Origin of the sequence: Pseudoalteromonas sp. CNC9-20, from assembly GCF_022347875.1 — a bacterium.
Classification (GTDB): Bacteria; Pseudomonadota; Gammaproteobacteria; order Enterobacterales; family Alteromonadaceae; genus Pseudoalteromonas; species Pseudoalteromonas ruthenica.
In genome coordinates this window covers 241,543-262,528 of the sequence record NZ_JAKRFS010000006.1, presented here as the reverse complement: position 1 = coordinate 262,528, position 20,986 = coordinate 241,543, and the positions used below count along the sequence as shown (strand labels likewise).

Genomic DNA, 20,986 nt, shown 5'->3' with positions numbered 1-20,986 from the left:
GTCAACACTTCCAAAACACCTGCGTTGTTCACTAGCACTGCTAGTCGTCCTATTTTGCTATTTTGTCGACGGCATTAAACAGTTTTGCGACATATGTTCCTGCGATACGTCGGCTTGCACGGCTATACACTCGCTCCCTTTTTGTACTACTTCTTGTTTTAAAATATCTGACTCTCTGTGGTTAAGAACAATTGGGAAGCCTTCATTAACCAAACGCACCGCTGCTTTAGCTCCAACTCCCTGACTACTGCCGATGATAAGCGCAACTTTTCTCTTACCCATAACTCCATTTTGATGTATTGTCGACAATATGCAATAAATTTGGCATTTAGGTAAACTTTATATACCAAAAATATGCTATATTGTCGACGATTTTTGCTGGTATGAGGGATGGGTTTGGATTTTTACAACATTGCCGGGACGGTAAACACAGCATTCATATTCGTTAGTTTATATGGTGTATTCTCGCAATTGAGAACAATTTGTAGAAGAAAAGCGAGTAGTGACAATAGCGTACGTCCTACTGAGCTTTTGTCTTTGAACCAATTTACAGTAAGTTACTTGGCCTATTTATCTTTTTTTGTTTACGGCTACTCAATATCGCCATTTAACCACTATATTGTCTGGCCCAGATTGATAGCGTCTATATTGGTGCTACAAATTATCATGGAAATCTTATTAGATAGAAAGTCAGTAAAATCTGCAATAAGCTTTGCAGTCGCTGCTAGTAGCCTCATTCTAGCATTTGTCGGCCTCTTCTTTGGTGAGACTATCTCTGACGAGGGGAAATTGATTTCTACCTCTATCATACTCGTTGTTTCATTTTTACTTGCTCAAGGCTACTTTCATCAGATAAGGCTCATCTATAGCTCTGGACACACTGGTGCGGTCGACCTTAAAATGAGCCAGTTCATATTTATGATGGATATCTCTACGATTATATTTGCTTTAAGTATGGGATTAGTAGATGGCTGGCCGCTGTTGATGTTGGCCGTTACAAGCGGTGTCACAAAGCTGATTATAATGTACCTGTTTAGATGGGTTGATAAGAGTCCGCTTGCTGCAAAGCGCAGGAATGCTGAGCTACCCCAAAGTAGCTGATATAAATTGATTTATGCATATCAGGGGCAATGTAGCTAACTCAAAGTTTCGAATTAGCTGAGTAACAAGAAGTCCGCTTGACGAGCGGAGATGCCATCAGCAATGGCTGACGGGCATTAATAGACAAATACCGGAAGTTCAGCTCCAGTTATTTTAACTACCGTTTCATGCCTTAAGCCGCCATCTGTTGACAGTCGCCCAATAGCAGCCAAGCGATAAAACTAGCCATTTCCTTGTTTAGTTTTGGCTAATTATTTTGGAAAAAATAAAAATTAGATTATTTAAACTTTTTCATACATACATGCGACCAACGTTGCATAAAAAATAAAAAATCTCATTGAATGATACTAATTCAGGGAAAGGTCAAGATGAAGCTAATAAATAATTTGATTAACAAGGAAAATACGTTGAAGCATTTGCTTTTAAGATTCATTACCAGCATCGCTCTAGCTGTTTCGTATTCAACCTCGGCGTCCGACACTTTACAGTGTGTTTCAGATAGCTATATCTTTCCAGATAAGAAGGTAAGTAGCCTTCCGAATCCAGCAAAAACAGGTAAATACAAATACGATGTGATGACTTATGGAGAAAAACCCTATTTATTTTCTATCGATAAGCCAGATCTAGTCGCACCTGACGTCACTCTACCAAACTTTCTTGCTGACCACTCCAAAAGCCAAGGCTATAAATATGATGCCTACCATAGATTTGATAGCAAAGATTTACCTTTAGAAGCGAAAGTTTGGCTGCCACAAACTTCTGAAAAGCGGCCTGTCATTTTCTTGGTTCATGGTAACTCAGATCCCGGTTTTGATTATTTAGGAGAGATGTTTTCCAGTCGCGGTTTTTTTGTTGTTCAGGTCGATCAGACTTATTTAAATGGTTTGTGGGGAGAAAACGGTGCTCGCGGGTGGATTCTTTTAGAGCATCTAAAGCTACTTAGCGTGTGGAATAACCAACATGATCACAGATTTTATAACAAGCTGGATTTAGAAAATGTTGCTCTCATTGGCATGTCTAGAGGCGGAGAAGCCGTCGCCTTAGCTTCGACATTTAACAGTTTAAAAACGATACCGAACAGTGAAAAACCTACAGAGTTTGGGTTTGGAATTAAATCGGTAGTGGCATTAGCGCCCATGGACGGACAATACCAACACGCACACGGCAAAAACATTCTTAAGAATACTAACTATCTTGTTTTACAGGGCGGGCATGACGCCGATGTTTACCAGTTCTTAGGGAGTCAACAGTGGCAGAGGGTTGAATATGATGACGGCAAAAATTACGTGAATCATTCAATCTACATCCACAAAGCAAACCACATAAATTTCAATCAAGATATGTCTGATGATTTTCATTGGGGAGGCAGTAAGAATTTTTATAAAAAGCTCTTGACAGCTAAACAGCAAGAGCAACTAACCAAGGTATTTGTGTCAGCGTTCATTGAACTTACTTTATCTGGAAAGAAAGAATATCAGGATATATTGAGGCACCCGCCAAACTCAGAGTTTGGCTTACCCGATGATATCTATGTATCTCGGTTCAGTACTTCAACATTCTGGTCTATTGAAAACTTTGAAAGCGTTAAGACAGAAAACAAGAACTTTCAGATTAGGGTTGACAGCCAAAATGAGCCAGTGTCATTCTCGATTGAAAAGGAACGATTAAGAGGCGGGGTGGATACACCAAACAAGGTACTGAAACTGAAACTCGAAGAACAAGTTGCAACGACGCTACAACTCGCATTACCAACCTTTCATGTTATCGCTGAAGATAAACAGAGTCTAACTGTCTCTATCGCGATAGAGACATCCGAAGAGCATGAAGCATGCAGACCCTATAACTTAGCTTCTGACATTAAGATAGAGTTTCTGAATAAGAATGGTGTTGTGATAAGTAAAAAGACGAAATCTACAGCCAGTATTTCTCCGTTGCTAGTATCTGACTACTCAGAGTTAGAAAATGAAGATGTAAAATTTGCACCTACGGAACCAACTTTGCAGACAGTGGTTTTTCCGATTGAATTTTTATCTGAAGTTAAACAAGAAGAGAGCTTGATCCTTAATATAACATTCACTCCAAGACATGATATCTCAGTTATTTTGGATGACATTGGCATTATTCATTAATGCGTGTTAATGCCTAAAAAGCCTAGCTCTTGTCGTGCTGGTTTGAAAAAGGGCAAAAATAAGTCAGCGCCAACGACCGGTTTACGCACGCAAGAGAATGTCAGAATTGATACCACTTTGTTATCAGAACTGTCAGAACAAATGACAACCAATCCAGATTAAACTCTTTACTTAAATAAGGGTATGCCATTAAAAAGCCGCTTAGTGCGCCGTCAAACCAGAGGGTTATATCACTGAAATGTGTAAAGAAAACAATAAGTGCAGCGAGCCCTCGCAAGGCATTCAGCTTTCTAATTTCCAACCTAGACTCCTAATCTGAACATTATTTTTATTATAATTCGCCGTAGGGCGTGAAGAGTTAGCGCTGCAGTTGAAATTATTAACTAACATTATTGCAGCGAGTTATTGCTCATCCTTTGTAAATTTCTGAATGACATCCGTAGCGGGATTCGGTCTTGATACTCATTCCCTGTTTTCTCTTACCCGGAGAGTTTCTTTGAAACGTTCCTGAAGTAGGCAGTAGTGACTGGCCTCCGTGTAAAAGCCTCTACCAACTGTGGTTCGCGATTACAGATAGGAGGAAGCTTCCCCAGTGGTAAAGCCAAGATAGTTAGAATAAAAGCCCGCTATAAAAACAACAACAGTAAATAAACCACCACACGTGCTAATCAATACCTAGGAACTTATAATACTTCTTTATTCTGTGCAGCTTGTTGAAAATAGGTCTTATTTGGTCCGGTAATTAAAGATCCCACACTTCCAGGGTCATTCCATTTTGGTTCTGTAGCCATTCGATCATTGCTTTGCGACCCGGCTGATTGCATTTTTTATAGCCACCGGGTTTGCAAATAAAGACAAGGTTTCTAATTTTATTACCTAAGCTTCTGGCCATAAGAGCCTTAAGAATATCTTTTTCAAATTCAGTGTTTGGGTTTTTTATCCCCAATGCAATTTCCACAACCGTCTGTTCTTCGGGAAAATAAAAGTCCACCGCCATCGAGTTGTCGCCACAAATTTTTTGTTCGCTATAATCCTCGCCAAAGGCCTGTTCCGCGCGGCTGCGAACTAAATCAATGAATTGATTTGTTGAAAGGTTCCCGGCTCCAGGTCCTTTTGTATCAAAAAAACCATCCGTTTCATGCGCAATGCTTGAGGCAATTGCATAAAGCTCTTTACTGAGTTTCAAACCGTATCCTTAAGGTATGGGTAATATCGAGGTGCAACTAACAAACGCATTTGTCGCTCCTAGCTAAAGACACCTTAAAGCTTGAGCAGTGCATATTATTTATCCATAAAGTCATGAAGTTAGCAAAGGCAAAGGATAATGTCTAAGTATATGTTGGGCGCTGAAAGCGAGCATGACTCTATATGGGGCATTTCTCGGGCTTATTCTTTAGCGACCACAAACGCAGTCAGATTAAAAACCGATTTGGTTTGTGGGTCTTTTTATCGCTTTGCGGACTTTTAGGTTGGTTGCACATGGACAGAGGCTGCTACCAGGAAAGGTAGCAGCCCTAAAAGGACGGCTAGTCTTTAGACTTCTTGCGACGCTGCTGTGGGAGCACACGTACCAGCTTAATCATGTTTTCTTTTACTTCCATGACCTCAATCGGGTAGCCCTCAATTTTAAGCCCTAAATTGGCGTCGGGAATATCTTCTAAATATTCGACAATCAGGCCGCTGAGAGTTTTTGGCCCATCTTGGGGAAGGTGCCAACCCATTTCTTTATTGAGGTCACGAATATTAGCACCACCATCAACTAGCACTGAGCCATCGTCCTGCTCACTGACTTCCTCGCTTGGTGGTCGGGTTTGTGTGGTGGTGAAGTCGCCAACCACTTCTTCGAGAATATCCTCAAGTGTGACTAGACCTTGAATATCACCATATTCGTCAACAACTAAGCCAATACGCTCTTTAACCTGCTGAAACTTGTGTAACTGGGTATTCAAGGAGGTGCCTTCGGGGATAAAGTAAATCTCCCTTACTGCGCGAAGCAGCGACGACTTATTAAACTGCTCTTTGGTGAGTAGACGAAGTGCGTCTCGAGCATGAATAAAGCCCACGGCATCATCGATTTGGTCACGGTATAAAAGCACCCGGGTGTGCTGTAAGTTGGTGAGCTGCTTACTGATCACCTTCCAGTCATCATTAACATCAATGGCGTTAATTTCATTACGCGGGATCATAATGTCCTCCACGGTGACCTGCTCAAGGTCTAAAATCGACGTCAGCATGCTTTTGTGCTTGGCCGGCAACATGGCCCCGGCTTCACTTACCACGGTTTTCAGCTCTTCTTTAGAAAGGCTGTGCTCTTCCATTTGCTCTGGGCTAAAGCCAAGCAGACGCAACAAACCGTTAGTGATCCAGTTTAGGGCAATCACAAAAGGCAAGGTTAAGCGCAGCAAATTTTTAAGAATCAGCGAGCTTGGAAAGGCGATTTTCTCTGGGTACAAAGCGGCAATGGTTTTCGGAGTCACCTCTGCAAAGACCAATAAAATAAAGGTCAACCCAAAAGTGGCCACCGCTAAGCCGACAACATCGCCAAACAGGCGAATACCAATAATCGTGGCCACTGAAGAGGCCGCAATATTAACAAGGTTATTGCCAATAAGGATCAAGCCGATAAGGCGATCAGGTCGCTTGAGTAGGCTGCTGACTCGCGTGGCTCCGGCGTGTTTTTGTTTTTCTAGGTGGCGTAGTCGAAATTTATTTATCGACAACATCCCAGTTTCGGAGCTAGAGAAGTATGCGGAGAGTACGATCAGTATTGCTAGAATGATAAACAACGTACTCGTCGATATGTCGTCCAAAGAAGGATCCTTCTATTAAAAATCAAGGTATATTAAGCGGCACTCGCCGCGCGTAGTCAAGTGAACTTGCCCTGAAGATAAAGTAATTGCTTAAAAACGCTGCAATATTATTTCTTGGACAAAGCGACTGCCAAAATAGGCAAGAGTGAGTAGGCCGGCACCGACCATAATGGTGATCACAGAGGATTTGCCGCGCCAACCTCGCAGCTTGCGGCCAATAACAACGGCTAAAAACACCCCCCAGGCGATAATGGAAAGCACCGTTTTATGCGCGTTTTCAATAGCCAGCATGGAATCTAGGAATACAAACCCAGAGAGCAGGGCGAGGCTCAACAAAGCTGTGCCAACAAACACTAATTGGTAAAGTTGACGTTCGACCACCATCAGCGGTGGCAGGTGGCTGTATACAATGGCTAGGTCTTTGCGTTTAAGGCGTTTGTCGATGAAATAAAACTGCACCGCATATAAGGTAGCAATCACCAGCACGCAATAAGCCAGCAGTGAAATAGAGATATGTGTCACTAACCCAATTTCCAGGCGAATACTTTGCACGATGATATCGTGCGGCATGAATAGGCTAGCGAATAATAAAATAGTGGCAAACCCATACACGACAGGTAGCAATAAGGTGGCAGGAAAGCGCAGTGACACGGCGGTCACTGATAATACGATAACCCAGCAGGTCAGCAGCGATACATTAATAAAAGATAGGTCTTGGCCTTGGGTAGTGAATACCGCATTTACGAGCAACACCATGTGCGTCAAAATCGCAAGTGTACTGAGGATCACCGTGGTTTTTTGCGATGGGCCTTTGGCATCAAACAAGCGAGACAATACGTGCGCGGTAGCAGCACCGTAAAAAGCACAACTCAACAGTGTCAAAATTGTAATCAGCATGATGACCTTTTTTGCTCGTAGTTATTATTCCATCAAGAAGCCATTGTATTTAAAGCGAACACGCTTGCCTAGATCTAATTGCCTTTGCTTTGCACTTGGTGCTGGGATTTGCCCCCCGCTTTCAGTTATAATCGGCGAAAATGTAAGTAGCAACGGAATCGTTAGCGATGTTTGAAAATCTGCAGGAACGATTAGGGAAGACCCTAAAAACCATCAGTGGCCGTGGCCGCCTCACTGAAGACAATATTAAAGAGACGCTGCGTGAAGTGCGTATGGCTTTGCTTGAAGCTGACGTCGCTTTGCCCGTTGTTCGTGATTTCGTCAAGCAAGTCAAAGAGCGTGCCGTCGGCACAGAGGTGACTAAAAGCCTGACTCCTGGCCAAGTGTTTGTCAAAATAGTCCGTGAAGAGCTTGAAAAAGCCATGGGCGAGGCTAACGAAGAACTTAACCTCAATGCCCAGCCGCCCGCAGTCATTATGATGGCTGGCTTACAAGGGGCGGGTAAAACCACCAGTGTTGGCAAGTTGGCGAAGTTCCTAAAAGAGCGCAAGAAAAAGTCGGTATTGGTGGTGAGTGCCGATATTTACCGACCAGCGGCAATTAAACAGCTTGAAACTCTAGCATCTGAAGTAGATGTCGAGTTTTTCCCCAGCGACACCTCGCAAGACCCAGTTGATATCGCCAATGGCGCCATTGCTCACGCCAAGAAAAAGTTTATTGATGTGGTGTTAGTGGATACCGCCGGTCGTCTTCACGTTGATGAAGACATGATGAGCGAGATTAAAGCACTGCACAGTGCTATTAACCCAATTGAAACGCTGTTCGTGGTTGACTCCATGACCGGTCAGGATGCGGCGAATACCGCGAAAGCTTTTGATGAAGCACTACCACTTAGTGGCGTGATCTTAACTAAGACCGATGGTGATGCCCGTGGTGGTGCCGCGCTATCGATTCGCCATATTACCGGTAAACCCATTAAGTTTATCGGTGTTGGTGAGCGTAGCGATGCTCTAGAGCCGTTCCACCCCGACCGTGTTGCGTCGCGTATTCTCGGTATGGGCGACGTTTTGTCTCTTATCGAAGAAGTGGAAATGAAGGTCGATAAAGACAAAGCTGCAAAAGTGGCAGATAAGGTCTTTAAAGGCAGCGGCTTTACATTAGAGGACTTTGCCGACCAACTGCGACAAATGAAAAACATGGGTGGCATGATGTCCATGCTTGATAAGTTGCCAGGCATGAGTAACTTACCTGAAGGAGTAAAAGGGCAAGTTAACGACAAAACATTTGTGCAAATGGAAGCCATTATCAACTCCATGACACCGAAAGAGCGCGCGCGTCCGGAAATTATTAAAGGCTCACGCAAAAAGCGTATTGCTGCGGGCTCTGGCACACAAGTACAAGACATCAACAAGCTGCTGAAGCAATTTACACAGATGCAGAAAATGATGAAAAAGATGAAAGGCAAAGGCGGTATGATGAAAATGATGCGCGGCATGAAAGGGATGATGCCACCAGGAATGATGGGTGGCCCCGGCGGCCCTAAGTTCTGAGCCAATGCGTTATATAAAAAAAGCGTGACAACCGTCGCGCTTTTTTTTTGCGTTGCAAAGCGCGTTAAGCGGTGAAATAGTAGGTTCTATATCAATATAACAAGCGAGGTTGATGTGAGAGCGCTAGTTATTACCATGCTTTTTTGGGTATTGGTTGGCTGTACTAGCACGGATTGGCGTACTGCCAGTCGTGAAAGTGCAGGCATTGCGCAGCCGGTGAGTGAGCCGGGGGCGGTGATTGAGTTTTATGCCGCTGATGCATTCAGCTGGCGTGGTTGGTTTGCCGTGCATACTTGGCTTGCAATAAAAGAGCAGGGGGCACAGCAGTATACAGTGTATGAAGTGGTCGGCTGGGGCGTGGACCAAGGTCGATCGGCTTTGCGCAGCTATAAAACATCCACACCTGATCGTTACTGGTACGGTGCTAAGCCTGATAAATTTCATATGGTCAGCGGCGCCAAAGCAGCGGAGCTTATTCCCAAAATCCAAGCGGCTGCGCAGCAGTATCCATGGGTAAACGAATACACGCTCTTTCCAGGGCCGAACAGCAATACCTTTCCCGCATGGATAGGCAGGCAAGTTCCCGAACTTGAACTGGCGATGCCTTTTAGTGCTATTGGCAGTGGTTATGGCGATTAGCTTACGTCGTTTTGCCCGAGGCGATGAGCACGCGTTAGTGTCTTTGCTCAATAATGCCCAGGTACAACGTTTCTTATCGCCCAAAATCCCCTATCCTTACACTGAGGCGGATGCCAGTTGGTGGGTTCGAGAGGGCGCTCAAAGCGAGCACATCTATGCCATAGAGCACGATAATGAGTTGATTGGCTGTATCAGTGCCACAGTGGGGCAGTTCGAGTACGCTAAATCAGCTGAGGTAGGTTATTGGCTGGGTCAGCCTTATTGGCACCAAGGCTTTGCGAGTGAAGCGCTGCAACAGCTATTAAACAAGCTCGCTCATGGAACTGATTTACTGCGCCTGCATGCAGTCGTATTTGCAGGGAATAAAGGTTCTCAGGCGCTGTTAACGCGCTGTGGCTTTGTCCTCGAAGGACGACTAAGGCAAGCGATAGTGAAGCAGGGCCAGCGTGTTGATGGCCTTATTTATGGGCTATTACTTGACGACATACGCTGAACAAACCGGCCTTTAGCGACAGCTCAAAAGCCAAGATCATCATTTAACCCACACAAACCACGTATTTAATGCAGTTCTTACTTGCATTGTGGCAAAAAATTCGTACAATTCCCGAGCTTCCCTGTATGGGGAAGTTTCACTTATTAATGAAAACAGTCAATCTATTTAGAGGACGGTATGGTAACTATTCGTTTGCAACGTGGTGGCGCTAAGAAGCGTCCTTTCTATCAAATTGTGGTTGCGGATAGCCGTTTCTCGCGTGACGGTCGTTTCATCGAGAAAGTAGGTTTCTTTAACCCTATTGCTGCTGGTCAGGAAGAAAAACTTCGTCTAGACCTTGCCCGTGTTGATCACTGGGTAGGCCAAGGCGCGTCTCTTTCAGATCGCGTAGCAAAGCTAGTTAAAGACGCTCGTAAAGCGGCTTAATAGGCGTAAGTGTAACCATGAGTCAACAAGAGCAAGCCTCAACAATCGTCGTTGGCAAACTCGGAGCCCCGTATGGGATCAAGGGTTGGCTTAAGGTGCATTCATTTACTGATGATCCCCAAGGGATCTTCGATTTCAGCCCATGGTTGATAGGGCAACAAGGTAAATGGCAAACCTTTGAAGTGAGTGACTGGCGTCGCCACAACAAAGGCTTTATCGCCAAGTTTGCGCAAATTAATGACCGTGACCAAGCAATGGCTATGACCAATGCGGAAATCTCGGTTGAAGTGGCGCAATTACCGGAGCTTCCCGAAGGGGAGTTTTATTGGCGAGATCTCATCGGCATGGCCGTGGTAACCACAAAAGGTTATGACTTAGGTCAAGTTGATGACTTGATGGAGACAGGCTCGAATGATGTGCTGGTTGTGAAAGCAAACAGTAAAGATGCATTCGGCAAAGGCGAGCGTTTAATCCCATTTTTGACCGATTCGGTCATTATCAATGTGGACCATGACGAGCGTCAGATTACTGTGGACTGGGACCCAGGCTTTTAATGGCACAAACACCGTTTTGGATGGGGGTAATAAGCCTCTTTCCAGAGATGTTTTCGGCAATTACTGAGCAGGGCGTAACAGGCCGCGCAGTGAAACGTGGTTTAATCGACTTTCACTACTGGAACCCGCGCGATTATGCAACGGATAAGCATCGTACCGTGGACGACCGCCCTTATGGTGGAGGTCCAGGCATGTTGATGATGGTTGAACCATTGAAGCAGGCCATACTCGATGCGAAAGCTGCGGCAGGCGAGGGTGCTAAGGTAATTTACATGTCCCCACAAGGGCGAAAACTAGATCAGCAAGGCGCACAAGAGCTCGCTCAGTGCGATAAACTGATTTTAGTAGCTGGTCGTTATGAAGGTATAGATGAACGGCTCATCGAATCCTATATCGATGAAGAATGGTCGATTGGGGATTTTATCCTCAGCGGCGGTGAACTACCGGCCATGACATTAATTGACGCTGTTGCGCGATTAGTGCCAGGGGTGTTAGGTCATAACCAATCGGCTGAGCAAGATTCATTTTCGGATGGCTTGCTCGATTGTCCGCACTATACCCGGCCAGAGATATTGGATGGCAAAGCGGTTCCACCGATTCTACTCAGTGGTAACCACCAAGCAATCGCAAAATGGCGGCAAAAGCAGTCATTAGGGAGAACTTGGCAAAGACGTCCAGACTTGTTGCAAAACCTAGCTCTGACTGAGGAGCAAGCGCAGTTACTCGCTGAATATCAGCAAGAAAACTCATAGCTTGTGGCTAGAAGACAGTTACACCTAGGAAAGTGAGAAATAAAATGGCAAAAGTAAACCAAAATATTATTAAAGAGCTTGAAGCTGAACAGCTTAAGCAAGACGTACCAAGCTTCGGCGCTGGTGACACAGTTGTTGTACAGGTACGTGTAAAAGAGGGTAACAAAGAGCGTCTACAGGCCTTTGAAGGTGTTGTAATCGCTAAGCGTAACCGTGGCCTACACTCTGCATTCACCGTGCGTAAAATTTCAAGCGGTGAAGGCGTTGAGCGTGTATTCCAAACGCACAGCCCACTTGTAGATAGCATCACAGTTAAGCGTCGCGGTGCAGTACGTCGCGCGAAACTTTACTACTTGCGTGAGCGTTCTGGTAAGTCTGCACGTATTAAAGAAAAACTTAATTAATACGCGCGTTTTACTAAGACGTGATAAAGCGGGCCAGCTAATGATAGCTGGCCCGCTTTGGTTTTTACAGGCAGCGCCTAATGCTCCCTCTCGCTGCAGGTGACTCCTCGCATATTATTCAACACCTTGTTACCTCTTGCCCCTTTTCCAGACTGACTAATATTGCTACTATCGATGTATTAATTAGTTTACCACGTGTAATTTTAAGTTTACATTATGACCCCAAAGCAGCAGCTAGCCCAACTTCGCAATCAAATCGATGCCTGTGATACCGAACTCGTTCGCCTCCTTGCCAAGCGTAACCAAATCACCGAGCAGGTAGGCAAAATAAAGCAACAAAGCGGCGCTCCTTTGCATGCCCCCGAACGCGAGGCGGCGTTGATCGCGGCGCGGCGTAAAGAGGCTGAAGAAGCGGCGGTTAACCCTGACTTGGTCGAAGATATTTTGCGGCGCATGATGCGGGAGGCCTATCAAAACCAACAAAGTGAGTTGGCTTGTGTTTGTAAGTCGCTCAATCCGGTGGCGATTGTCGGTGGCCGTGGAGCGATGGGGCAACTATTTGCTAAGCAGCTTACCCGTAGTGGTGTTGAGGTGCGTATTATTGACCGCCAAGAACAGCAAAGTGGCGAAGCTGCAAAGTTACTCAAAGGCGCTAAATGTGTGCTTATTAGTGTACCTATCAACGCCGTAGAGGAGGTTGTCGCCAACCTTCCTGCTTTGGACGAAGATGCCTTGCTAGTTGATATTACGTCTGTGAAAGAAAAGCCCTTAGCGGCGCTGACCAACAAACACAGCGGTCCGGTATTGGGCTTGCACCCGATGTTTGGACCAGATATTAGCCACTGGGTTAAACAAACTGTGGTGGTGTGCAAAGACGTAGAGAGTGAAGCAGGTGAGGCGTTGTTGGCTCAGCTTAAAGTGTGGGGATGTCAACTTGTCACTATGAGCGCACGCAAACACGACGAAGCCATGCAAATAATCCAGGTTATGCGCCACTTAACCACCTTCGTATATGGCCAGTTTCTAGCTAAACAAGAACATAGCTTAGCAGAAATTCGCGATTGCTCGTCCCCTATCTATCAGCTGGAATTAATGATGGTGGGCCGTTTGTTTGCACAAAGCCCGGAGCTGTATAGCGACATCATGCTTGCGCAGTTTGAGCGCGTAGAGCCGCTCTTGGAGGCGTATAAAAATACCTATGAACATACTTTAAGCATGCTGCGTGATAAAGACAAAGAGGCGTTAATGACCGCATTCTCTGATGCAAAAGTGTTCTTTAGTGATGCCAGCGATCAGTTCTTAAGCCAAAGCCGAGCTTTGTTAAATAAAGCTAACGATGCCAAGGTGTTAGGTTAGTATTTGCTTTATCAAAGATGTATTCCGTGTGTAGAAAGGCATTGATGGCGCCTTTCTACACAGACAGGATTACATTTTTGGCGTAACCGCTTTAAGCGACTCACTTTGGTAGCAGCCTAAAACGCGGATAAACTCAGTGAAGGGTTTAAGCTCTTCTAAGGCTTGATTAACATTAGGGTCGTCGATGTTTGCTTCTAAGTCGACATAAAACACTTCTTCCCAAGGGTTGCCTGGCACCGGGCGAGACTCTAGTTTCACTAAGTTAATTTCACGCTGTTTGAAAATCATTAGAGCATCAGCTAAGGCGCCCACTTGCTGCGAGGTCGACATAATTAGCGATGTTTTTGTGGGGATTTGCATTGATACCTGAAGCGGTTTGCGGGCAACCACAATGAAGCGGCTGTGGTTTTCACTTTGATTAGCAATCGCCGTTTGCAGCACCTCTAACCCTAAATGCTTACCGGCCTGCGCCGAGCCAATTGCCGCGCTATGCTCGCACTCAAGCGCTGCCTTCATTGCACTGGTGGTGGAGTCGCAATGCTCGAGCTGCACCTGATCTAACCCTTGGATAAACCGGTTGCACTGAGCGAATGGCTGAGGGTGGCCAAAGAGCTTATTGATATTGCCCAGCTCGGTCCCTGGTTTGGCTAATACACAGTGCTCAACGCTGTGGGTTACTTCACCGACAATCGACACTTGGGCATGTTGCAAGAGGTCAAACACCTCATTAATACTGCCAGAGCTGGTATTTTCAATAGGCAGTACGCCAAAGTCTGCTTGGCCTTTTTCCACTGCGCCGGTGATTTCATCAAATTGTGAACAACCAAGTTCTACGAGCTTGCCTGGGCGGCGGCTGAAATACTTATGTACGGCCAGTTGCGAGTACGAGCCTTGCCCTCCTAAGTAAGTGACTCGGTTGGTCGTCCCTAGGGCTTCGGGGTTGAGGTTTTGTTGCAACATGGCCTGTTGGTGCAACACCGAGTCCTCTAAAATACGCTGGAACACATTGTTGATATAATAAGCGTCTAACCCTAAGGATTTGCCATAACTTATCAAGTTCTCCAGCAGTGCCTGTTCCCGGGCTTCATCACGTATGGGTTTATTGTTGTTAATTTTATACTCCACAACGGAGTGTGCGATACGGCGGCGTTTAGCCAGCAAAATCAAAAGTTCGGAGTCTATTTCGTTAATATCCCGGCGCAATGCATGCAGCGTTTCGTTAGTCATTATTAGGTTTCCTCATTCCCAAAACGAAAAAAGCCTCCCGGTGGGGAGGCTTTAGCATAAGGTGAATCTCACGTACTCGCTATCGGCCTCCCTAACAAGGGCGGAAGATAAAAAAGCGAAAAAATACGAAAGAGATACTGTTCATACTTTCAATCTACTGGTTCCACTCTATGCAAGTCAACAGCTAAATCGGGCTAATTTGATATTTCTCAATTTAATGTCTTAGCGCCGGTAAACTAGGTGAGTAGAAAACGTTATTGTGTTACAAATACTATGCGAACTAGCAACGCGGTGTTATAGCTCATACCTTTGTATGGGCTGCAATACCGTGCAATCAATTATTCCACGAAAAAGGTTTATATAAGTGCCTGAGGCCTGTTATATTTGCTAGCTGGCTAAAAGTACATTAATCCAGAGACTTAAAAAGGATAGGCAGTGGTCTACAGGCGTCCGCCATCTCGGTTTGGCATTCATTCCCTCAGCATCAAGCTCTCGGCATTGATCTCTGCTATTTGTTTGATTGCCGGTATTTTTGCGGCGGTGCTGATGCTCAAGTCAGAGCAAAAGCAGTTGATGTTTGAAGAGCATGAACAGTTAAACCAATATAGTGCACGTTTTATCGGTCAGTTTGGCCGTTTTATTGATACCAAAACCAACATTGCTGAGCAGGCCAACGAGGTCGTTAAACGCGCTTTATTCACTCACACCAACACCAACGCTTCCTTTAAGTCACCTCAATTTATAATTACCGATGAACTAACGCTGCGCAGCATGTCTGATGATGGCCTTTCTGCTGCCATCATCCCGAAAAAGAACTATTCACCTGCCTACGAGCGACTGTTTGCAAAATCAGAGCAGCTTTGGCAGGTCATCTCACCCACGTTGATTCAAGACTATTTTAATTTCTATTTGCTGACCGAGGATGACTTTGTCCGAGTGGCGCCGCCGAACTGGGCATTGGATGTGCCAGCGGATTATCGCGCCGTGAACTCATTGAATTTCGATCGCGTTAATGAGCAAAATAACCCCACCCGTCAGGCAGTGTGGACGCCGGTGTACTACGACCCTATCTGGGGCAAATGGATTGTCAGTATTGTCACGCCCATTTATAAGCAGGATCAGCACGTCGCGCTAACAGGTGCGGATTTAGAACTGGATAAATTACTCGAATACTTACCAATAGATGACCCACATCAGCAGATGTTTGTTGTTGATGCACAGGGACAGTTATTGGCTCACCCGCGCTTAGACAATGCCACCTACCAACGCTATGGCCGCCAAGGTAAACCGCTACGCATGTCTGACTTTATTAACCCTAAACTGGTTGAATTAGTCAGTGGGGCGCTGCGCTTAAAACTGCCAACAGTGACAGAGCAATTCAGTTACGAGGGAGAGAATTACCTCACCACGATTCGCAAAGTTGAAGGGCTGGATTGGTACGTAGGCATTTACCGTAAGCAATCCAGTGCTTTAGAAGCGCTTGAGGCATTGCAAATAAAGTTCTTAGGGCTGTTTATTCTCTACGCCATTCTCGTTGCTCTGCTACTACACCAAGCTTTATATCAGCTCGTGCTTCGGCGCATTTATTTGCTTGTGAATGCGGTATCCAGCTTTGGCAAAGGCAAAATGGACACCGACTTCCCGCCAGAGAGTAAAGATGAGATAGGCGTTCTCAATGGCTCATTTAAAGACATGAGTGTCGAGCTGAGTAACACCATCACCGGGCTTAATCAGCGTATTAAAGAAAAAGAAGTGGCCGAGCAGGCTGCCAACCGGCTCTCTAAAGCGGTCGCTTACTCTGGTACTGGGGTGTTGATCACCAACTATCAACTGCAAATTGAATATGTGAACCCGAAAATGCTGGAGATGACCGGGTACAGCGAAGAGCACTTTATTGAGGCCAAATTACTCAGTGTTATTGCCCGGGAAATGGCGATTCTCAATGAAGACATTGAGTTTGACTTACGCTCACGTAATTATTGGCGTGGTGACACCATGCTGCAGCACATTGACGGTCGAGCCATATGGGTATCGCTCAGTATTTCTCCCATCCGTAATGAGGAAGGGGATGTCGATAGCTACGTCGTTTCCGCGCAAGACATTTCCTTTGTAAAAGAGAGTCAGCGCAAAATGGAGCAGCTGGCTTATTTTGATACCCTTACCGGTTTGGCCAACCGTACTTTCTTCCGCATGCAGCTACGTAAGTCGATGGCGCTCGCGGATAGAGGGCATTATGCTTTTGCCTTGTTTTACTTCGACCTTGATGAATTTAAACGAATTAATGACACCTTGGGCCATGATGTCGGTGACCAATTGCTGGTGGAGGTAGCTCGGCGCCTCAAAAACCGTCTTCGTACCGAAGACACCATTGCCCGTTTAGGCGGTGATGAATTTGCGGTGTTACTCAGTGGTATTGAAAGTCATGAGCGTGCAAAAGAAGTCGCTAACACCATTCAGCGCACTCTTAATCAGCCTATTCAGCTTGGCAATAACGAGGTGATTGTGAGTGCCAGTATTGGTATTACCATGGCGCCAGATGACAGTAGCGAAGAAGATCAATTGCTAAAGCACGCTGATTTGGCAATGTACGAGGCCAAGGCAAAAGGCAAAAATACCTATCATTTCTACTCCAAAGAGCTTAATGCCGCTGCAAACGAGCGCTTATACATAGAGAATGAGCTACGCCAAGGGATCCGTGATAGTCAATTTCATCTTCATTATCAACCACAGGTTGATAGCCGTGATGGCCGTATTCTTGGTTTTGAGGCATTGGTGCGCTGGACTCATCCTGTGCAAGGTCCCATTTCACCATTTAAGTTTATTCCCATCGCTGAAGCCACAGGACTCATTGTTGAGCTTGGCGAGTGGGTGATGCGCGAGGCGTGCGCATTCTCGGCGCGTCGAGCTAAAGCCGGGCTTGAAGCCAATGTATCGGTGAACTTATCAGCGCGGCAGTTCCAAGACGCCAACCTCATTGCCACTATGAGTAAAACCTTGCGTGAATCTGGCATTGCCCCTGACAAGCTCCACCTTGAGCTCACTGAATCTATGTTAATGGGAGACGTCGATACCGCTATTTCGCAGTTGCTTGAAATGAAGCGTTTGGGCGTGTCTATTTCCATTGATGACTTTGGCACCGGCTACTCGTCGCTAAGCTATTTAAAACGTTTCCCGGTTGATGTGCTGAAAGTGGATCGCTCTTTTGTGCAAGATATCCCTGAAGACTCTAATGACATGGAGATCACCGCAGCTATTATTGCTATGGCACAAAAATTAAACCTCAATGTTGTTGCCGAAGGGGTTGAAACGAAAGAACAAATGGAGTTTTTGAAAGCCAATAACTGTTTTATTGTGCAGGGCTATTACTTTAGTCGTCCGCTGGAAGAGGGAGCGGTCAATGCGTTGCCTGAACACCTCGAAGTGGAAGCCCCATGAGTTCAGTGCATATAGATACAGACAAAGCAAAGCTGCAGTTTGACGTGATTCACGGGTTTATAAGCCGCACTTACTGGGCTAAAGATATTCCTGCTGCGGTGATGCGTCGCGCCATCGATAACTCCTTGTGCTTTGGCGCCTATAACCAGCGGGGCGAGCAAGTAGCCTTTGCCCGCGTGACCACGGATTACGCCACATTCGCTTATCTGGCTGATGTGTTTGTATTGCAGCATTATCAAGGACAGGGGATAGGCAAAGCGCTTATTGCTGAGGTGGTCGCCCACCCTGAGCTGCAAGGGTTGCGGCGTTTTATGCTCGCCACCTTCGATGCGCACGATTTATATCGTCAGTTTGGTTTTAACGCCATTGATGAGCCAAGCATTTTGATGCAGCGTCATAATGCCGATATATACCAGCCTAAAGAAGTGGGCTGACATCCACGGGCAAGTCAATAAGAATTAACAACGCCCCTTTACCGCCATATTCTAGTGGCGCTTGGTGCATGGCAATCACATCAGGATGCTGCACCAGATATTGCGGCACTTTGTGCTTTAACACCCGCTCACCAATACCATGCACTACACACGCACAGGCCACATGCTGTTTTTTGCAGGCGCTGATCAGCGCTGCTAATTCCTGTTTGACCGTTTCTTTGTTGAGGCCGTGCAAGTCGAGGATCAGTTCCGGGTTGTAATCGCCACGACGCAACTGCTTTGCCAGATAGCGGTCTTCTCCTGCTTTGACATAGCTAATGGTGCTGTGTGTATCTATGTCGGGAATATATTCGTCTGAAAAGTAGAATTCGGTATTACTTTGGCGCTCCACTTGTTGGCGCTGAGCGATCGGCTTTTTCTGTTGCCCAGTCAAACGCACGGTGTCATTTTTGACCCGCTTGGTGGCGCCAATGCTTTGGCGAAATAAATCGATGTCCTGTTGCGACAATGGCTGTGCGTCAGGTGCTGTTGGTTGCTGTTTTTTCATGGTCGAGAGTTTAGCCAAAAAAAGCATAAAAACCTAGCGTTAAACACGCTACAATGGCGCTATTAAGGGATAACGAGCGTTTACAAACATGAGCGACATTTTGCTAACCGACGCCCAGCGCGAAGATGCTGAGCACACCTTAGAAACTATCAATGATTGGCTGCGTTGGGCCACAAGTCAGTTTAGTGGTCATGGCTTATTCTTTGGCCATGGTACTGATAATGCTTGGGATGAAGCCGTAGCTCTGGTATTACCGGCACTGCATTTACCTATGGATGCGCCGAACACGCTTCTTAGTAGCCGTTTAACCACAGCTGAAAAGCTGCATTTGAGTGTGCTGATTGCAAAACGTATTAATGAGCGCACACCCGTGGCGTATCTAACCAATCAAGCATATTTCGCTGGCATGCCATTTTATGTAGATGAGCGGGTATTAGTGCCGCGCTCACCGTTTGCAGAGCTCATCTCGCAGCGGTTTTCACCTTGGGTGCAAGAACCCGAAAATGTAATGCGTATACTCGATATGTGTACTGGCTCAGGCTGTATCGCCATAGCCTTAGCGCAGGCATTTGAAAATGCGCTGGTGGATGCTGTGGACATCTCCCCTGATGCACTGGCCGTGGCAGATATCAATATCCAGGATTATCAACTGCAAGATAGGGTATTACCGATTTTATCCGATGTATTTAGCGGCGTAGGCCAAGAAAAGTACGACTTGATCATTGCTAACCCGCCTTATGTTGATGCTGAGGATATGGGCGATTTACCTCAAGAGTTTCACCATGAACCGGAGTTAGGGCTGGCTTCGGGTGAAGATGGCTTGGATGTGACCCGCCAGTTGCTTGCCAATGCAGCTCAGCATCTAACAGATAACGGTTTATTATTTGTTGAGGTGGGCAACTCTATGGTACACATGGAAGCGCTATACCCCGAGGTACCCTTCACATGGCTTGAGTTTGAGCAGGGTGGTTTAGGGGTGTTTATGATTTCAAAAGCCGATTTAGATGCCCACTTTGGCAGCTAGGTTGGCGATTAGGTAACGCCATTTTTGGAATGAGGAAAGAACATGGCAGGTAACAGTATAGGGCAGCTATTTAAGCTCTCTACCTTTGGCGAAAGCCACGGGCCAGCGCTAGGGGGGGTGGTCGATGGCTGCCCACCCGGGCTGGAGCTTAATGAGGCTGACTTACAACACGACTTAGACCGGCGCAAACCGGGGCAAAGCCGCTACACTACGGCGCGCCGAGAGGCGGATGAGGTGAAAATTCTCTCTGGGGTGTTTGAGGGCAAAACTACCGGCACCAGTATTGGCCTGGTGATTGAAAACACCGATCAACGCTCCAAAGACTACAGCAAAATTAAAGATGTGTTTCGCCCAGGCCATGGTGATTACAGCTATTGGCATAAATATGGCGTGCGCGATTACCGTGGTGGTGGGCGCTCTTCAGCCAGAGAAACCGCTATTCGCGTCGCTGCGGGGGCAATAGCGAAAAAGTACCTGAAACAATTTCACGGTATCGAGGTGCAAGGGTGCTTATCGCAACTAGGGCCTATTAAAGCGCAGCAGTATGATTGGAATGAAGTGCATAACAATGCTTTTTTCTTCCCTGATGCCAGTCAAATTGATGCCCTTGATGAGTATATGCGAGATTTAAAAAAGCAAGGCGACTCCATCGGCGCAAAGGTCACGGTCGTGGCTAAAAGTGTGCCGGTAGGTTTGGGTGAGCCTGTGTTTGACCGTCTTGATGCGGAATTGGCGCATTCATTGATGAGCATCAACGCGGTTAAAGGGGTGGAGATTGGCGATGGCTTTGCCGTGGTCGAGCAAAAAGGCTCTCAAGGTCGCGATGAACTCACCCCGCAAGGCTTTACCTCCAATCATGCTGGCGGTGTGTTAGCGGGCATCTCTACTGGCCAAGATATCGTTGCCAGCATCGCCCTCAAGCCCACGTCAAGCATTACCGTGGTGGGGCAGAGTATTAACACTCGTAATGAGGCAGTAGAAATGATCACTAAAGGCCGTCATGACCCTTGCGTAGGTATTCGTGCGGTGCCCATTGCCGAGGCGATGATGGCTATTACCTTGATGGACCACCTATTGCGTCAACGGGCGCAAAACCCCCATGTGGCCCATGAGTTTGGGCCTATCCCAGGGCAAAAATAAATAAAGTGACGCAGCCAATAGGGCTGCGTTTTTACTTTGCCTCGCAAAATCCGTACAATCCTGCGGTG

General features: G+C 46.2%; 20 protein-coding genes. 14 read left to right on the top strand and 6 right to left on the bottom strand.

The window, feature by feature from the left end; all coding sequences use genetic code 11:
* Positions 1-57: 57 nt before the first annotated feature.
* Entirely contained in the window at positions 58-282 is a 225-nt protein-coding gene (locus tag MHM89_RS15810) for an SDR family NAD(P)-dependent oxidoreductase (RefSeq protein ID WP_138547814.1), read from the bottom strand.
* Positions 283-390: 108 nt separating this feature from the next.
* On the opposite strand from MHM89_RS15810, the gene MHM89_RS15805 reads away from it, so the two are divergent.
* Both MHM89_RS15805 and MHM89_RS15800 read left to right on the top strand, forming a co-directional pair.
* Positions 391-1,101, top strand: coding sequence for a hypothetical protein (locus tag MHM89_RS15805; protein ID WP_239409193.1), 711 nt, complete (start codon positions 391-393; stop codon positions 1,099-1,101).
* Positions 1,102-1,469: 368 nt separating this feature from the next.
* On the top strand, positions 1,470-3,230 hold the full coding sequence (locus MHM89_RS15800; protein WP_239385340.1) for a hypothetical protein: 1,761 nt from the start codon (positions 1,470-1,472) through the stop codon (positions 3,228-3,230).
* A gap of 742 nt (positions 3,231-3,972) precedes the next feature.
* Here MHM89_RS15800 and MHM89_RS15795 read toward each other — a convergent pair.
* From MHM89_RS15795 to ccsA, 3 genes are all read right to left on the bottom strand, one after another.
* Complete coding sequence (locus tag MHM89_RS15795; RefSeq protein WP_045978191.1) at positions 3,973-4,416, bottom strand: hypothetical protein; 444 nt, start codon at positions 4,414-4,416, stop codon at positions 3,973-3,975.
* A 340-nt stretch (positions 4,417-4,756) separates the two neighbouring features.
* The gene (locus tag MHM89_RS15790) at positions 4,757-6,040 is read right to left on the bottom strand and encodes an HlyC/CorC family transporter (RefSeq protein WP_082079246.1); all 1,284 of its coding nucleotides are present in this window, start codon (positions 6,038-6,040) and stop codon (positions 4,757-4,759) included.
* Positions 6,041-6,130: 90 nt separating this feature from the next.
* Positions 6,131-6,937, bottom strand: coding sequence for a cytochrome c biogenesis protein CcsA (gene ccsA, locus MHM89_RS15785; RefSeq protein ID WP_239409192.1), 807 nt, complete (start codon positions 6,935-6,937; stop codon positions 6,131-6,133).
* Positions 6,938-7,104: 167 nt separating this feature from the next.
* Between ccsA and ffh the strand changes: the two genes are divergently transcribed.
* From ffh to tyrA, 8 genes are all read left to right on the top strand, one after another.
* Positions 7,105-8,487, top strand: coding sequence for a signal recognition particle protein (ffh, locus tag MHM89_RS15780; protein WP_022945758.1), 1,383 nt, complete (start codon positions 7,105-7,107; stop codon positions 8,485-8,487).
* Positions 8,488-8,601: 114 nt separating this feature from the next.
* Positions 8,602-9,126 carry a DUF3750 domain-containing protein gene (locus MHM89_RS15775; protein WP_239409191.1) on the top strand — a complete coding sequence of 175 codons (525 nt, stop codon included), beginning with the start codon at positions 8,602-8,604 and terminating at the stop codon, positions 9,124-9,126.
* Positions 9,116-9,619, top strand: a complete 504-nt coding sequence (locus MHM89_RS15770; protein WP_239409190.1) for a GNAT family protein — start codon at positions 9,116-9,118, stop codon at positions 9,617-9,619. The genes MHM89_RS15775 and MHM89_RS15770 overlap by 11 nt, the downstream gene beginning before the upstream one ends.
* 177 nt (positions 9,620-9,796) lie before the next feature.
* Positions 9,797-10,045: a 30S ribosomal protein S16 gene (rpsP, locus tag MHM89_RS15765; RefSeq protein ID WP_045978188.1), complete on the top strand. Its 249-nt coding sequence runs from the start codon at positions 9,797-9,799 to the stop codon at positions 10,043-10,045.
* 17 nt (positions 10,046-10,062) lie between these two features.
* Positions 10,063-10,599 carry a ribosome maturation factor RimM gene (gene rimM, locus MHM89_RS15760; RefSeq protein ID WP_022945754.1) on the top strand — a complete coding sequence of 179 codons (537 nt, stop codon included), beginning with the start codon at positions 10,063-10,065 and terminating at the stop codon, positions 10,597-10,599.
* Positions 10,599-11,351, top strand: coding sequence for a tRNA (guanosine(37)-N1)-methyltransferase TrmD (gene trmD, locus MHM89_RS15755; protein ID WP_239409189.1), 753 nt, complete (start codon positions 10,599-10,601; stop codon positions 11,349-11,351). Before rimM ends, trmD begins: the two co-directional genes overlap by 1 nt.
* 44 nt (positions 11,352-11,395) lie before the next feature.
* A complete protein-coding gene (gene rplS, locus MHM89_RS15750; protein WP_022945752.1) occupies positions 11,396-11,755 on the top strand; it encodes a 50S ribosomal protein L19 in 360 nt (119 codons plus the stop codon).
* 216 nt (positions 11,756-11,971) lie between these two features.
* Entirely contained in the window at positions 11,972-13,111 is a 1,140-nt protein-coding gene (gene tyrA, locus MHM89_RS15745) for a bifunctional chorismate mutase/prephenate dehydrogenase (RefSeq protein WP_239409188.1), read from the top strand.
* A gap of 69 nt (positions 13,112-13,180) precedes the next feature.
* Here tyrA and MHM89_RS15740 read toward each other — a convergent pair whose 3' ends face one another.
* On the bottom strand, positions 13,181-14,338 hold the full coding sequence (locus MHM89_RS15740; RefSeq protein ID WP_239409187.1) for a chorismate mutase: 1,158 nt from the start codon (positions 14,336-14,338) through the stop codon (positions 13,181-13,183).
* Between the two features lie 435 nt (positions 14,339-14,773).
* Here MHM89_RS15740 and MHM89_RS15735 point away from each other — a divergent pair, with 435 nt between their 5' ends.
* Complete coding sequence (locus MHM89_RS15735) at positions 14,774-17,773, top strand: EAL domain-containing protein (protein ID WP_235419726.1); 3,000 nt, start codon at positions 14,774-14,776, stop codon at positions 17,771-17,773.
* Entirely contained in the window at positions 17,770-18,207 is a 438-nt protein-coding gene (locus MHM89_RS15730; protein ID WP_239409186.1) for a GNAT family N-acetyltransferase, read from the top strand. The genes MHM89_RS15735 and MHM89_RS15730 overlap by 4 nt, the downstream gene beginning before the upstream one ends.
* Here MHM89_RS15730 and smrB read toward each other — a convergent pair.
* Entirely contained in the window at positions 18,191-18,754 is a 564-nt protein-coding gene (smrB, locus tag MHM89_RS15725; RefSeq protein ID WP_026111224.1) for an endonuclease SmrB, read from the bottom strand. The two genes, MHM89_RS15730 and smrB, sit on opposite strands and share 17 nt — an antisense overlap.
* A gap of 88 nt (positions 18,755-18,842) precedes the next feature.
* Between smrB and prmB the strand changes: the two genes are divergently transcribed.
* Both prmB and aroC read left to right on the top strand, forming a co-directional pair.
* Positions 18,843-19,778 (top strand): 50S ribosomal protein L3 N(5)-glutamine methyltransferase, encoded by a 936-nt coding sequence (gene prmB, locus MHM89_RS15720; RefSeq protein WP_138588745.1) that lies wholly within the window; start codon positions 18,843-18,845, stop codon positions 19,776-19,778.
* A gap of 42 nt (positions 19,779-19,820) precedes the next feature.
* Complete coding sequence (gene aroC, locus MHM89_RS15715) at positions 19,821-20,918, top strand: chorismate synthase (RefSeq protein ID WP_022945746.1); 1,098 nt, start codon at positions 19,821-19,823, stop codon at positions 20,916-20,918.
* The last annotated feature ends 68 nt before the right edge of the window (positions 20,919-20,986 follow it).